The 14,420-nt window shown below is 65.6% G+C and carries 13 protein-coding genes; 7 read left to right on the forward strand and 6 right to left on the reverse strand.

The window, feature by feature from the left end; translation table 11 throughout:
* The first annotated feature begins 38 nt into the window (after positions 1-38).
* From ACM43_RS28895 to ACM43_RS28915, 5 genes are all read left to right on the forward strand, one after another.
* Complete coding sequence (locus ACM43_RS28895) at positions 39-1,688, forward strand: ABC transporter ATP-binding protein (protein WP_271544765.1); 1,650 nt, start codon at positions 39-41, stop codon at positions 1,686-1,688.
* Positions 1,689-1,921: 233 nt separating this feature from the next.
* Positions 1,922-3,427 (forward strand): M81 family metallopeptidase, encoded by a 1,506-nt coding sequence (locus tag ACM43_RS28900; protein ID WP_271544767.1) that lies wholly within the window; start codon positions 1,922-1,924, stop codon positions 3,425-3,427.
* Positions 3,428-3,441: 14 nt separating this feature from the next.
* Positions 3,442-4,614, forward strand: coding sequence for a M20 aminoacylase family protein (locus tag ACM43_RS28905; protein WP_271544769.1), 1,173 nt, complete (start codon positions 3,442-3,444; stop codon positions 4,612-4,614).
* Entirely contained in the window at positions 4,607-6,025 is a 1,419-nt protein-coding gene (locus ACM43_RS28910; protein ID WP_271544771.1) for an amidase, read from the forward strand. Before ACM43_RS28905 ends, ACM43_RS28910 begins: the two co-directional genes overlap by 8 nt.
* A gap of 139 nt (positions 6,026-6,164) precedes the next feature.
* The gene (locus ACM43_RS28915; protein ID WP_271545103.1) at positions 6,165-7,055 is read left to right on the forward strand and encodes a crotonase/enoyl-CoA hydratase family protein; all 891 of its coding nucleotides are present in this window, start codon (positions 6,165-6,167) and stop codon (positions 7,053-7,055) included.
* A 104-nt stretch (positions 7,056-7,159) separates the two neighbouring features.
* Here the strand turns inward: ACM43_RS28915 and ACM43_RS28920 are convergent, their stop codons facing one another.
* From ACM43_RS28920 to ACM43_RS28930, 3 genes are all read right to left on the reverse strand, one after another.
* On the reverse strand, positions 7,160-8,137 hold the full coding sequence (locus tag ACM43_RS28920) for an NADPH:quinone oxidoreductase family protein (RefSeq protein WP_271544773.1): 978 nt from the start codon (positions 8,135-8,137) through the stop codon (positions 7,160-7,162).
* Positions 8,137-8,745 (reverse strand): 2-hydroxychromene-2-carboxylate isomerase, encoded by a 609-nt coding sequence (locus ACM43_RS28925; protein ID WP_271544775.1) that lies wholly within the window; start codon positions 8,743-8,745, stop codon positions 8,137-8,139. Before ACM43_RS28925 ends, ACM43_RS28920 begins: the two co-directional genes overlap by 1 nt.
* Before the next feature lie 126 nt (positions 8,746-8,871).
* Positions 8,872-9,573, reverse strand: coding sequence for a glutathione S-transferase N-terminal domain-containing protein (locus ACM43_RS28930; RefSeq protein WP_271544777.1), 702 nt, complete (start codon positions 9,571-9,573; stop codon positions 8,872-8,874).
* A gap of 118 nt (positions 9,574-9,691) precedes the next feature.
* On the opposite strand from ACM43_RS28930, the gene ACM43_RS28935 reads away from it, so the two are divergent.
* On the forward strand, positions 9,692-10,714 hold the full coding sequence (locus ACM43_RS28935) for a methionine synthase (RefSeq protein ID WP_157280673.1): 1,023 nt from the start codon (positions 9,692-9,694) through the stop codon (positions 10,712-10,714).
* Between the two features lie 18 nt (positions 10,715-10,732).
* Here the strand turns inward: ACM43_RS28935 and ACM43_RS28940 are convergent, their stop codons facing one another.
* From ACM43_RS28940 to ACM43_RS28950, 3 genes are read right to left on the reverse strand one after another with little or no spacing between them, the layout of a single operon-like run.
* Positions 10,733-11,395 carry a hypothetical protein gene (locus ACM43_RS28940; RefSeq protein ID WP_271544781.1) on the reverse strand — a complete coding sequence of 221 codons (663 nt, stop codon included), beginning with the start codon at positions 11,393-11,395 and terminating at the stop codon, positions 10,733-10,735.
* A gap of 23 nt (positions 11,396-11,418) precedes the next feature.
* Entirely contained in the window at positions 11,419-11,946 is a 528-nt protein-coding gene (gpt, locus tag ACM43_RS28945; protein ID WP_271544783.1) for a xanthine phosphoribosyltransferase, read from the reverse strand.
* A gap of 36 nt (positions 11,947-11,982) precedes the next feature.
* Entirely contained in the window at positions 11,983-12,720 is a 738-nt protein-coding gene (locus ACM43_RS28950; protein ID WP_271544785.1) for a competence/damage-inducible protein A, read from the reverse strand.
* A gap of 278 nt (positions 12,721-12,998) precedes the next feature.
* On the opposite strand from ACM43_RS28950, the gene ACM43_RS28955 reads away from it, so the two are divergent.
* Complete coding sequence (locus tag ACM43_RS28955; protein ID WP_036015353.1) at positions 12,999-14,417, forward strand: circularly permuted type 2 ATP-grasp protein; 1,419 nt, start codon at positions 12,999-13,001, stop codon at positions 14,415-14,417.
* The last annotated feature ends 3 nt before the right edge of the window (positions 14,418-14,420 follow it).

Genomic DNA, 14,420 nt, shown 5'->3' on the forward strand with positions numbered 1-14,420 from the left:
CGTCGCTTCGCTCCTCGCAATGACGACGGAGTGACCTGATGACCAACACCATCCTCGACATCAACAATCTCGTCGTCTCCATCGGCAAGCAGCCGAAAGGCGCCAACATCATCGACGGCATCTCGATCCAGGTGCGCGAGCGCGAGACGCTGTGCCTCGTCGGCGAGAGCGGCTCGGGCAAGTCGGTGACCTCGCTCACCACCATGGGCCTGTTGCCGAAGGGCACGCTGGTGCCGACCGGCGGCAGCGTGAAGCTGGTCGGCGAGGAGCTGCTCACCGCCACCGACCGCCGCCTGCGCCAGCTGCGCGCGACCAAGATGGCGATGATCTTCCAGGAGCCGATGACCGCGCTCAATCCGGTGGTGCCGGTCGGCCGCCAGATCGACGAGGTGCTCCGCGCCCACACCAGCCTCGACGCGAGGGCTCGCAAGCAGCGCATCCTCGACATGATGGAGCAGGTGCGCCTGCCCCAGGTCGAGCGCATCTTCGCCTCCTACCCCCACCGCCTCTCCGGAGGCCAGCGCCAGCGCATCATGATCGCGATGGCGCTGGTGCTGGAGCCGAAGCTCCTCATTGCCGACGAGCCGACCACCGCGCTCGACGTCACCACACAGAAGCAGATCCTGACCCTGATCCGCGACCTCCAGCGCGATCACGGCACGGCGGTGCTGTTCATCACCCATGACATGGGCGTGGTGGCCGAGATTGCCGATCGCGTCGCGGTGATGCGGCAGGGCCGCCTGGTCGAGACCGGCCCGCTCGAGACCGTGCTGCGCAATCCGACCATGGAATACACCCGCAACCTGCTCTCCTCGGTGCCGAGCCTGGTGCCGCGCCCGCCGCGCGAGGAAACCCGCGAGCCCGTGGTGCTGGAGGCCAACGAGCTCGGCAAGGTCTACAAAGAGCGCTCCTTCTTCGGCAAAGGCCGCGAGGTCGTCGCTGCCGACAAGGTCACGTTGACGCTGCGCAAGGGCCGCACGCTCGGCATCGTCGGCGAAAGCGGCTCGGGCAAGTCGACGGTTGCGCGCTGCATCGTCCGCCTGATCGATCCGACCTCCGGCGGGGTGCGCCTCGCCGGCCGCGAGATCGCCGACATCTCGCGTCGCTTGCTGCAGCCGCACCGGCAGAAGATCCAGATCGTGTTCCAGGATCCCTATCGTTCGCTCAATCCGCGCATCACCGTCGGCGAGAGCATCGCCGAAGGCCCGGTCAATTACGGCGTGGCGCACGCCGACGCGATGAAGCGGGCGCGCGAGCTGCTCGAGCTGGTCGGCCTGCCCGCCGACGCCGTGACGCGCTATCCGCACCAGTTCTCCGGCGGCCAGCGCCAGCGCATCGCGATCGCCCGGGCGCTCGCGCTCGATCCGGACGTGCTGGTCGCGGACGAAGCGGTCTCCGCGCTGGACGTCTCGGTGCAGGCGCAGGTGCTGGAGCTGCTCGACGAGATCCAGAAGCGGCTCGGCATCGCCATCCTGTTCATCACCCACGATTTGCGTGTCGCAGCCCAGATCTGCGACGAGGTCGTGGTGATGCAGCACGGCCGCGTCGTCGAACAGGGACCCGCCGCCGAAGTACTGACGCATCCGAAGGAGGCCTACACCAAGGCGCTGCTGGATGCGGCGCCCGGGCGGGGTTGGGATTTTGCGAACTTCCGGCCGGTGGCGGAAGGCGTGGGGGCGACGGCTTAACTCTCTCCGCCGTCATTCCGGGGCATCGCGAAGCGATGAGCCCGGAATCCATCAGGCTGCGAACTCTGTCGCACGATGGTTTCCGGGCTCGCGCTACGCGCGCCCCGGAATGACGGCGGAGCAGCATTCCCAAAACGATCTGACCCTATGCGTGGCACGATTGCTTCCTGCCTTGCTCTCTTCGCAAGGCCAAGGCTAACGTCGCGCACTTTCCAACGCTGGACCTGAACTGAATGACACGCATCGCCGTCGGCGGCTTCCTGCACGAGACCAACACCTTCGCTCCGACCAAGGCGACCTTCGCCGACTTCCAGCACGGCGGCGGCTGGCCGGCGATGACCAGAGGTAGCGACGTCTTGAAGGTGATGCGGCGCATCAATGTCGGCCTCGCCGGTTTCGTCGACAGTGCCGAGGCGAACGGCTGGGAACTCGTTCCGACCATCGCCTGCGGCGCGAGCCCGTCCGCTCACGTCACCAAGGACGCCTTCGAGCGCATCGTGAAGGTGATGGTCGACGGCATCGCAGCCGCCGGCCCGATCGACGCGGTCTATCTCGACCTGCACGGCGCTATGGTGACCGAGCATCTCGACGACGGCGAAGGCGAAATCCTCGCGCGCGTACGCCGCGTCATCGGCAAGGATGTTCCGCTGGTCACCAGCCTCGATCTCCACGCCAACGTCACGCCCGAGATGATGGAGCATGCCGACGCGCTGATCGCCTACCGCACCTATCCGCATGTCGACATGGCCGAGACCGGCCGCGCCTGCGCGCACCATCTCGCGCTGCTGCTGCAGACGAAGCAGCGCTTCGCAAAGGCCTTCCGGCAATTGCCGTTCCTGATCCCGATCAGCTGGCAATGCACCAACGACCAGCCAACCAAAGGCATCTACGAAAGACTCGCTGCGCTGGAGAGCGATGCCGTCCCCACCCTCTCTTTCGCGCCCGGCTTCCCCGCCGCCGATTTCCGCGACTGCGGCCCAAGCGTGTTCGCCTATGGCAAGACGCAAGACGACGCCGACCGCGCGGCCGACGCGCTTCTGAAGCTGATCGAAAGCCACGAGAACGATTTCGACGGCAAGATCTGGTCGCCCGACGAAGGCGTGCGGCATGCCATCGAACTTGCCAAGAGCGCCAGCAAGCCGATCATCATCGCCGACACCCAGGACAATCCGGGCGCCGGCGGCGATTCCGACACCACGGGCATGCTGCGCGCGCTGGTGCGCAACAAGGCGAGTGCCGCAACCGGCGCGATCTACGATCCGGAATCGGCCAGGGCCGCGCACGCAGCCGGCGTCGGCGCCACCGTGACGCTGTCGCTCGGTGGCAAGTCCGGCATCCCCGGCGACGAGCCCTATCGCGAGACCTTCGTGGTCGAGCAGCTCTCGGACGGCCGCTTCATCGCGCCCGGTCCCTATTACGGCGGCCGCGAGATGGAGATGGGCCCGTCCGCAGCCCTGCGCATCGGCGATGTCCGCATCGTCGTCTCCTCGCACAAGGCCCAGCTCGCCGACCAGGCGATGTACCGCTATGTCGGCATCGAGCCGACCGAACAGAAGATTCTGGTCAACAAGAGCTCGGTGCATTTCCGCGCCGATTTCGAGCCGATCGCCGAGAAGCTGATGATCTGTGCCGCGCCCGGTGCGATGCCGGCGGACACCGCTTCGCTACCCTGGACGCGCCTGCGCCCGGGCATCCGCATCAAGCCGAACGGCCCCGTATTCACGCCTCCCTCACGCTAACCGGACAGGACCACATGCCCACGATCGATCGCATCGACGGCTACGCCGACGAGCTCACCGCAATCAGGCGCGACCTCCACGCCCATCCCGAGATCGGGTTCGAGGAAGTGCGCACCTCCGGCATCGTCGCCGACAAGCTGAAGAGCTGGGGCATCGAGGTGCATCGCGGCCTCGGCGGCACCGGCGTGATCGGCATCATCAAGGGCAAGGGTACGGGCAGCAAGCGCATCGGGCTTCGCGCCGACATGGACGCGCTGCCGATGGAAGAGAACACCAATCTGAAGTGGAGCTCGAAGATCCCCGGCCGCTTCCACGGCTGCGGCCATGACGGCCACACCACCATGCTGCTCGGCACCGCGCGCTATCTCGCCGAGACCCGGAACTTCGACGGCACGGTACATCTGATCTTCCAGCCGGCCGAGGAAGGCCTCGGCGGCGCCCGCGCCATGATCAAGGACGGGTTGTTCGAGAAATTTCCCTGCGACGAGCTCTACGGCCTGCACAACGCGCCCGACCTCAACCATGGCGAGATCGCGATCCTTCCGGGCCCGGCCATGGCCAGTGCCGACTTCTTCGACCTGCGCATCACCGGCTACGGCGCGCATGGTGCGATGCCCGAGCGCTCCAAGGATGCGGTGGTCATCGCAACGACGCTGGCGCAGGCGATCCAGACCATCGTCAGCCGCAACGTCGACCCGCTGCAGGCCGCGGTGATCTCGATCACCCAGATCCATGCCGGCTCCGCCTACAACGTCATTCCGGGCGATGCGCATCTGTGCGGCACCATCCGCACTTTCTCGAACGAAGTCCGCGCCCTGATCGCCGAGCGCATCCGCACCATCTGCGCCGGCATCGCAAGCGCCTATAGTTGCGTGATCGACGTCGACATCCGCGACACGTTCGGCGTTCTGGTCAACCAGGTCGAGCAGTCCAAGGTGGTCGAGGAGGTCGCGCGCACGATCGTCGATCCCGCCAACGTGATCACCCGCATCCAGCCGAAGATGGGCAGCGAGGATTTCGCCGACATGCTGGAGACGATTCCCGGCGCTTACTTCTGGGTCGGCCATGACGGCTCGGTGCCCGTGCACAATCCCGGCTTCGTGCTCGACGACAAGATCCTGCCGATCGGCGCCAGCATGTTCGCCCGCATCGTCGAGACGCGCATGCCGGTGGGTGGCAATGCATAAGCGCGTCGAGGAAGCGGTCACCTCGCTGCACGATCTTTCCGCGGTCGACCTGATCGCGGGTTATCGCGCCAAGCAATTCTCGCCGAGCGAGGTGCTGGAGGACGTGCTCGCGCATGTCGCGGCGTGGGAACCGCATCTGAAGGCGCTCTATGCGTTCGACCCCGATGGCGCGCGCGAGGCCGCAAAGGCCTCGACCGCGCGCTGGACCGGCGGCGAGCCCTCCGGGCCGCTCGACGGCGTGCCCGTGACGGTGAAGGACAACATCGCGACCAAGGGCGTACCGGTGCCGTTGGGGGCCGCCAGCGTCAAGCTCGTGCCGGCCGAGAAGGACGCACCGCCCGCCGCGCGGCTGCGTGAGGCCGGCAGCATCATCTTCGCCAAGACCACCATGCCCGATTACGGCATGCTGTCCTCCGGGCTCTCCTCGTTCCACGCGCTCGCGCGCAACCCGTGGGACCTCAGCAAGAACCCGGGCGGGTCCAGCGCCGGCGCTGGCGCCGCAGCCGCGGCTGGCTACGGTCCCCTGCATCTCGGCACCGATATCGGCGGCTCGGTCCGCCTGCCCGCCGGCTGGTGCGGCCTCGTCGGCCTGAAGCCGAGTTTTGGCCGCGTGCCGATCGACCCCACCTATGTCGGCCGTGTCGCAGGCCCGATGACCCGCACGGTCGACGATTGCGCGCTGATGATGAGCGCGATCGCAAAGCCCGACCGGCGCGACGGCATGAGCCTGCCGGCCGAGCTGCTGAACTGGAAGGGGCTGGAGAAATCTCCGCGCAAGCTGCGCATCGGGTTGATGCTCGATCCTGGCTGCGGTCTGGCGCTGGAGAAGCCGGTGCGCGAGGTGGCAGTGAAGGCCGCGAAGGCGTTCGAGTCCGCAGGCAGCGTCGTCACCGAGGTCGACGGTATCCTGACGCGCGAGATGCTCGACGGCCTCGACAATTTCTGGCGCGCGCGGATGTGGGACGATCTGTCCAAGCTGACGCCGGCCGAGCAGGCCAAGGTGCTGCCCTATATCTTCAAGTGGGGCGAGTCCGGGGCCAAGCTCTCGGGCGTCGACGTCATCCGCGGCTTCAACCAGACCATGGCGATCCGCGCGGCTGCGGCAAAGCTCTTTTGCGAGCTCGACTATGTGATCTCGCCGACGGCGCCGAACGTCAACTATCCGGCGGAATGGGCTTCGCCGACCAACGAACCCATGAAGCCGTTCGAGCACATCGCCTATACCGTTCCGTGGAATATGTCAGAGAACCCGGCAATCTCCCTCAACGGCGGCTTCGACGCCAAAGGTTTCCCCATCGGCGTGCAGATCGTCGGCCGCCGCTTCGACGACATCGGCGTGCTCGGCATGGCCAAGGCGTTTGAAGGCCTGCGCGGCCCGCAGCGGCCCTGGCCGAAGCCGCCGGCAACGTAGCGGCGCGCATCTAGCGTCTCAGCACAACTCGTCATGGGCGGGCTCGCCCCGCGCATCCATCCTCTTCAAAAAGATGGATTGCCGGGTCAAGCCCGGCAATGACAGAATTGATTCAAGAATGACAAGGAAGGAAATCACCATGGCGTATGAGACGATCAAGTACGAGGTCGCCGATCAGATCCTCACCATCACGCTGAACCGGCCCGACAAGCTCAACGCCTTCAACGCGCAGATGCAGGGAGAGCTGATCGACGCGTTCGACGCCGCCGACAAGGACGACGATGTCCGCGCCATCATCGTCACCGGCGCCGGCCGCGGTTTTTGCGCGGGCGCCGATTTGTCCTCCGGCGCCGACACGTTCGACCGGGACGCGCGGCGCGGGCCGGTGAAGCGCCTCGCTGACGGCAAGGTTGATTATAGCGACCCGCAGGTGCGTGACGGCGGCGGCCAGGTGACGTTGCGCATCTTCAAATGCCTCAAGCCCGTGATCGCGGCGGTGAACGGCCCGGCCGTCGGCATCGGCGTCACCATGCAGCTTGCGATGGATATCCGCATCGCCTCGGAGGCTGCGCGGTTCGGCTTCGTGTTCTCCCAGCGTGGCATCGTGCCCGAGGCGGCCTCGAGCTGGTTCCTGCCGCGCATCGTCGGCATCTCGCAGGCGCTGGAATGGTGCTATTCGGGCCGTGTCTTCCCGGCGCAGGAAGCGCTTGCGGGCCGCCTCGTCAGCAAGGTCGTGGCCCCCGATGATCTGCTGCCGACCGCCCGCGCGCTCGCCAAGGAGTTTGCAGCAAAGACCGCGCCGGTGTCGGTCGCGCTGATCCGCCAGATGATGTGGCGCATGATGGGCGCCGACGATCCCATGGAAGCCCACAAGGTCGACAGCCGCGGCATCTATGCCCGCGGCCGCTCCGACGACGTCAAGGAAGGCGTGGTTTCGTTCCTGGAGAAGCGTCCCGCGCAGTTCAAGAACAAGGTGTCGACCGATATGCCGGATTATTTCCCGTGGTGGACGGAGCGAGAGTATAAATAGCGCTCTCGTAGGGTGGGCAAAGCGAAGCGTGCCCACGCATTTTTTGCAATCGGGAGAGATGGTGGGCACGGCGCAAGGCCGCCTTTGCCCACCCTACGGCACCGTCATTCCATCACCAGCGCGACCCGCCCGATAGCCTTGCGGTCGATTAGCAGCCGCATCGCCTTCGCGTAGTCTTCCAGCGGCAGGCGGTGCGAGACGTTGGGGCGCAGCTTGCCCTCCTCCGCCCATTGCAAAAGCGCCTTCAGGCGGACCTCGCCGAGCGCAGGATTCTTGCGCACCGCTTCGCCGGCGCGTACGCCGAGCACGCTGGCGCCCTTGATGAGCAAGAGATTGGTCTTGGCCGAGCCGATGCCGCCGGTGAAGCCGATCACCAAGAGCCGCGCGCCCCAGGCGATGCAGCGCATCGAATCTTCGAAGACCTGGCCACCGACGGGGTCGAACACGACGTCGGCGCCGCGGCCGTCGGTGATGCGCTTGACGGCATCGCGGAACGGCTCGCGGTCGTAGCGGATGAGATGATCGGCGCCGCGCGATTTCGCGATTCCGAGCTTCTCGTCGCTGGAGGCGGTCGCGATCACGGTCGCGCCCAGCATCTTGCCGATCTCGACGGCGGCAAGGCCGACGCCACCGCCGGCGCCGTGGACCAGCAGCACCTCGCCGGGCGCGACCCGGCCGCGATCGATCAACGCATGATAGGCCGTGCCGTGGCCTGCGAGATAGGTGGCAGCCTCCGCATAGTCGAAGGTGGACGGCATGGGAGTGAGCTGCGACGGCGTGACCACCGCTTCATCCGTGAAGGCACCAAAGCGCATCTTCACGATGACCTTGTCGCCGACGGCAACGCCGCTTGCCTCCGACCCCACCTCGATGACGTCGCCGGCCGCTTCCATGCCCGGCGTGAACGGCAGCTCCGGCTTGAGCTGGTATTCGCCGGCGGCCATCAGCACGTCGGGGAAGTTCAGCCCGGCGGCGCGGATGGCGACGCGCACTTCGCCCGGCTTGAGCGCGCGGGGCGGAAACTCCTCCAGCAGCAAACGCTCGGGCGCGCCGAGCTCGCGGCAGACGACGGCGCGCACCATCAGGCCGCGCTCGCCTTGCTGCGCTGAAGCGCTTCGCGGATCAGCGGCAGGCGGTCATTGCCGAAATACATGTCGGTCTTGTTCACGAAAATCGTCGGCGAGCCGAAGCCGCCGCGCGCGACGACCTCCTCGGTATTGGCCTTGAGCTGGTCCTTGATGCCCTGCTCGGCAATGCCGGCGAAGAACTTCTGTTCGTCGATGCCGACCTTTCTGCAGATCTCCGCAAGCACCGCGTCCTGCGAGATGTCCTTGTCCTCGCCCCAATAGGCCTCGAACACTGATGTCGCGAACGGCACCATGTCCTGACCGAGCCACAGGCAGCCGCGCATCGCCTTCACGCTGTTCACCGGAAACACCGTCGGCGGCATCTTGATGGCAAGGCCCGCCGAGCGCGCCCAGTCGGCGAGGTCCTTCTTCATGTAGCGCGCCTTCAGCGGCACCGGCTTCTCGCGCTGCGCGTAGACGCTCGGATTGACCGAATTGAAGATGCCGCCGACCAGGATCGGACGCCAAGTTATCTCGGCGCCCAGTTCCTTGGCGAGCGGCTGGATGTTGTGGAAGGCGAGATAGGTCCAGGGGCTGGAGCAGTCGAAGAAGAATTCGATCATGGGGGTTCCTTTTTGCTGTCATTCCGGGGCGCGCCCCCTTTGGCGCGAACCCGGAATCCATTTTGCCTCTCGGTACGCTGCCTGATGGATTCCGGGTTCGCGCTTCGCGCGCCCCGGAATGACGAGTCACTTCCTTCCCAACACTTCCTTAGCCCTTTGTCCGAACATGATCTTGCGTGATTCCTCGTCGAACGGCTCTTTCACGAATTTTCCGATCGCAAGCCCCGCCTGCACCTGCGGCCTTGCCCGGACCTCGGCATACCAGCGTTTCACATTGGGATAGTCGTCAAGCGTAAAACCCTGCGCCTTGTGGGTCATGGTCCAGGGGAAGCAGGCGATGTCGGCGATGGAATAATCGCCGGCGACATAAGCGCCGGTCCTGGCCAATTGGCGATCGAGCACGCCGTAGAGCCGCGCCGCCTCGTCGCGATAGCGCTCGATCGCGTAAGGGATCTTCTCGGCCGCATAGAGCGCGAAATGGCCGTGCTGGCCGAGCATCGGCCCAAGGCCCGCCATCTGCCACATCACCCACTGGATCGTGGTGGAGCGGCCGCGCCAATCGGCGGGCAGGAAGCGTCCGGTCTTCTCCGCGAGATAGATCAGGATCGCGCCGGTCTCGAACGCGGAGAACGGCGCGCCGCCATCTGCGGGCTCGTGATCAACGATCGCGGGAATGCGGTTGTTCGGAGAGATTTCCAGGAACTCAGGATTGAACTGCTCGCCGGCGCGGATATTCACGGGGATCACCCGATAGGGAAGCCCGAGCTCCTCCAGCATGATCGAGATTTTCCAGCCGTTCGGCGTCGGCGCGTAATAGAGGTCGATCATGGGCCTTCCCTTGCGCCGTCCCTATCGCTGCCGCCAGCCAATGACGACTTTTGTTGTTCTGTACCTCGACGTTAGGACATGGCAGGAAGGGGCGCAACAACCCGCCGGGAGGGCCGCCATGCTGTTTCCAACCACGATCGCCGGCTCCTTGCCGAAGCCGGAATGGCTCGCCGAGCCGAACATGCTCTGGGCGCCCTGGAAGTCCGAAGGCGACGAGTTGCTCCGCGCCAAGCGCGATGCGACGCTAATCTGGCTGAAGCTCCAGGAGGACGCCGGCATCGACATCGTCACCGAAGGCGAGCAGGCCCGGCAGCACTTCGTGCACGGCTTCCTGGAGAAGATCGAGGGCATCGATTTCGCCCACAAGGTCGAGATGGGCATCCGGAAAGACCGCTACAAGGCGATGGTGCCGCAGGTGGTCGCGCCGCTGCGGCTGAAGGATCGCGTCCATGCCTTCGAGGCGCGCGTCGCGCGCACGCACACCAGGAAGCAGCTGAAATTCACCCTGCCCGGCCCGATGACGATCATCGACACCATTGCCGACCGCTATTATGGCGACAGGGTCAAGATGGCCTTTGCCTTCGCCGAGCTCTTGAACGAGGAAGCCAAGGCCTTGCAGGCCGACGGCGTCGATCTCGTGCAGTTCGACGAACCCGCCTTCAACGTCTACATGGACGAGGTCAACGATTGGGGCATCAAGGCGCTCGAGCGCGCCGCACAGGGCCTCACCTGCGCCACCGCCGTGCACATCTGCTACGGCTACGGCATCAAGGCCAATACGGACTGGAAGGAGACGCTCGGCAGCCAATGGCGGCAATACGAGCAGATCTTCCCGGCCATCGACGCGAGCCCGATCCAGCAGGTCGCAATCGAGTGCCGCAATTCCAAGGTGCCGCTCGACCTGCTCGCGCTGCTGAAGAACAAGATCGTGCAGGCCGGCGTGATCGACGTCGCCAGCGATACGGTCGAGGCCGCCGAGGACGTCGTGAAGGTGATCGAGGCGGTGTCGCAATTCGTGCCGAAGAGCAACATCATCGCCACGACCAATTGCGGCATGGCGCCGATGCGGCGCGAGATCGCCGAAGCCAAGCTGATGGCGCTCGGCGCCGGCGCGGCGCTGGCGCGCGAGAGGCTGGGATGATCACGAAACGTCGGCGCTTCAGCCCGACGCCGTCGGATGCAGCACGGGCCGATAGCCGGCCATGATGGCGCGCAGCGTCGAAGGCGGTGTCAACAACATCGCTTGATCGACCAGGCGTGCATGCGACGCGTAACCCGCCGGCGACCACAGCAGCGCCTGTCCCTGCCTCACCAGAAAGCTGTCTTCGCCCTGCTGCACCATTGCGCCGTCGGGCAGGTCTGCCAACGGCATCGGGAGCGGGTGCAATTGCTTGCGACCGCGATCGAGACGCTCGCGATGCAAAACGGCATCCATCGCCTTGGCGCTGATGTCGCTCGCGCCATTGCCCTTCTCCCACGCCGCGCGAAACCGCTTGGCGTCGTCGCGCCGGCAGAAGAAGCAGGGCCGGTGTCCTGCCGCGAAGGCCGTCGCCTCGTCGAGGAAGAACAGCTCGGTCCAGCTCCGCCGCGCCATCACCGGACGACGCCAGCCGCGGAATTCGCACAGGCATGTGATCCAGGCCGGCGTCGACCAGCGCTTCTTCAATAGCGTCTTCGTCGCGGGATCGTGGATGATGCCGCGATTGCCGGTGAACAGACCGCGGTGTGGGGTGGCGATGATGTCGCCGGTGGGCGTGACGCGGTTTTGCAGGGGGTGAGTGGCGAATGGCGAATGGCGAGTGGGGACGGTCTTACTCGCCATTCGCTACTCGCCATTCGCTCTGGTCACGCCGCGCCGTCGCGCAGCGGCGGGTGGTAGGACAGTGCGGTGTCCCAGGGGAAGAAGATCCAGGTATCCTGGGAGACTTCGGTGATGAAAGTGTCGACCAGCGGGCGTCCCATCGGCTTGGCGTAGACGGTGGCGAAATGCGCATCGGGCAGCATCTCGCGCACCATCCTGCCGGTCTTGCCGGTGTCGACGAGGTCGTCGACGATCAACAGGCCTTTGCCGGTGCCGCCGCCGAGCGTCATGGTCGCCTCGGAAATGCCCTTGAGCACCTGGAGCTCGCCCTGCTTGTTGTGGTCGTAGCTGGCGATGCAGACCGTATCGATGATGCGCACCCCTAACTCGCGCGCCACGATCGCGGCGGGCACCAGGCCGCCGCGGGTGATCGCAATCACCGCATGGAACGGACCGACCTCGTTGAGCCGCCAGGTCAGCGCCCGGCAATCCCGGTGGAACTGGTCCCACGAGACGGGGAAGGCCTTGCCTGCCCGCTCCTGCGCGCTCAGTTCCGGTGCTTCACCAGCCATCGCCTGTCTCCTGCAATCTCCTCCGGCAATTCCCTGCTAGCGGTTGACGTTCAATCCCGCCAGCATTTCCTTCACCGCGGCCATTGCCGCCGCGAGCTTCTCCGGATCGCGCGAGCGCACCACCAGATTGGTGTTGGGCTTCTGCTCCTCGTCCATGAAGGGATAGCTGCCGATGATGGTGTCGGGATGGGCGGCGGCGATCTCCCGCAGCGGGCCGCCGATGTCGCCCTCGCGCGCATTGGCGCGGACCGAGTCCGACAGCATGCGCACGCCGGACTTCAGCTTGGGCGAGACGATGTCCATCATCGCCTGCATGATCGAGGGCACGCCGGCCATGACGATGACGTTGCCGATCTTGAAGCCGGGGGCGAGAATGGTCGCACTCTGGATCAGCTCGGCGCCGTCGGGGATGCGGGCCATGCGCAGCCGGGCCTCGTTGAGGTCCTGCTCGCTCCAGCGCTCGCGGAAGCGGGCGACCACTTCCGGATGATGGTCGATGCCGACGCCGAACGCCTTGGCGACGGCATCTGCGGTGATGTCGTCATGGGTCGGCCCGATACCGCCCGTGGTGAAGACGTAGGTGTAGCGATGCCGCAATGCATCCAGTGCAGCGATGATGTCGGGCTCGTCGTCGGAGACGACGCGGACCTCCTTCAGGTCGATGCCGATATTGGTCAGGTATTCGGCGATGAAGCCGATATTCTTGTCCTTGGTCCGGCCGGACAAGATTTCGTCTCCGATGACCAGAATGCCCGCCGTGACGATCTCGCTCATGCCTTAAGTCCCTCACCTGTGACGCCGACTTTGCCGAGGTAACGCGTTGAAGTCACGCGGTTTTGCTTCTGAAATAAGCAGTCTTCAGCCATTTTTTCAGGCACGCCGTCGGCCGTCGCCGGCAAATGCCCCCTCTCCATGCTTATCGCGCTGGCCCGGCCCTTGCTACCACATGAAAGTCATGCACTGTTGACGCATGGCCATAGGACGTTGCGGTCTCATCAAGGCCGACGCGACCTGGCGCATGGCGCAACGCCTGGGGAGACAAGTCGGGATCTATGGCAGTCGCGTTTGACGAAATGAACATTCCCGGCGGGGACCTCCGCCCCGCCTACCAGGAGCTGGCGCGCTGGCTCAAGGAGACGCCTCCCGAGGCGCTCGAATATCGCCGCCAGGAAGCCGAGCTGCTGTTTCGCCGGATCGGCATCACCTTCGCGGTCTACGGCGATTCCGAGTCCACCGAGCGCCTGATCCCCTTCGATGTGATTCCGCGGATCATGTCCGGCAAGGAATGGGCGCGGCTGGAGAAGGGCCTGAAGCAGCGCGTGCGCGCGCTCAACATGTTCCTGCGCGACATCTATCACGGCCGCGACATCCTCCGCGCCGACATCGTGCCCGACGATCTGATCTTCCAGAACCCGGTGTTCCGGCCCGAGATGAACGGCCAGCAGGTGCCGCACGACGTCTACGTGCACATCGCCGGCATCGACATCGTCCGGGTCGATGCCGAGGACTTCATCGTGCTGGAAGACAACGCCCGCACGCCGTCGGGCGTGTCCTACATGCTGGAAAACCGCGAGATCATGATGCGGCTGTTTCCGGATCTGTTCGCCCGCCACCGGGTGGCGCCGGTCGAGCGCTATCCGGACGAGCTGCTCGCAGCGCTCCGCTCGGTCGCGCCGCAAAGCGCCTCCGGCGAGCCGACAGTCGCCCTGCTCACCCCGGGCGTCTACAATTCGGCCTATTACGAGCACTCCTTCCTCGCCGACAAGCTCGGCATCGAGCTGGTCGAAGGCCGCGACCTCGTCGTCAAGAACAACGAAGTGTTCATGCGGACGACGGAAGGGCTGAAGCGGGTCGACGTGATCTATCGGCGCGTCGACGACGACTTCCTCGATCCCCTCACCTTCCGTCCCGATTCGGTGCTCGGCGTGCCCGGACTGATGTCGGCCTACGCGGCCGGCAACATCACGCTCGCCAACGCCGTCGGCACCGGCATCGCCGACGACAAGGCGATCTACTCCTACATGCCCGACATCGTGAAATTCTATCTCGGCGAGGAGCCGATCCTGAAGAACGTGCCGACCTGGCGCTGCCGCGAGCCGAAGGACCTCGCTTATGTGCTGGACAATCTAAGCGAGCTCGTCGTCAAGGAAGTGCACGGCTCCGGCGGCTACGGCATGCTGATCGGCCCCGCCGCGACCAAGGCGACGATCGAAGCGTTCCGCGACAAGCTCAAGCGCGAGCCGGAAGGTTTCATCGCCCAGCCGACCCTGGCGCTTTCGACCTGCCCGACCTGCACGGCGTCGGGCCTCGCTCCACGTCACGTCGATCTTCGCCCCTTCGTGCTCACGGGCAGCAAGAGCACGACCATCGTGCCGGGCGGGCTCACCCGCGTCGCGCTCAAGGAAGGCTCCCTGGTGGTGAACTCGAGCCAGGGCGGCGGCACCAAGGACACCTGGATTCTGGACGAGTAGAGA

The organism is Bradyrhizobium sp. CCBAU 45321 (assembly GCF_028128975.1).
GTDB lineage: Bacteria > Pseudomonadota > Alphaproteobacteria > Rhizobiales > Xanthobacteraceae > Bradyrhizobium > Bradyrhizobium yuanmingense.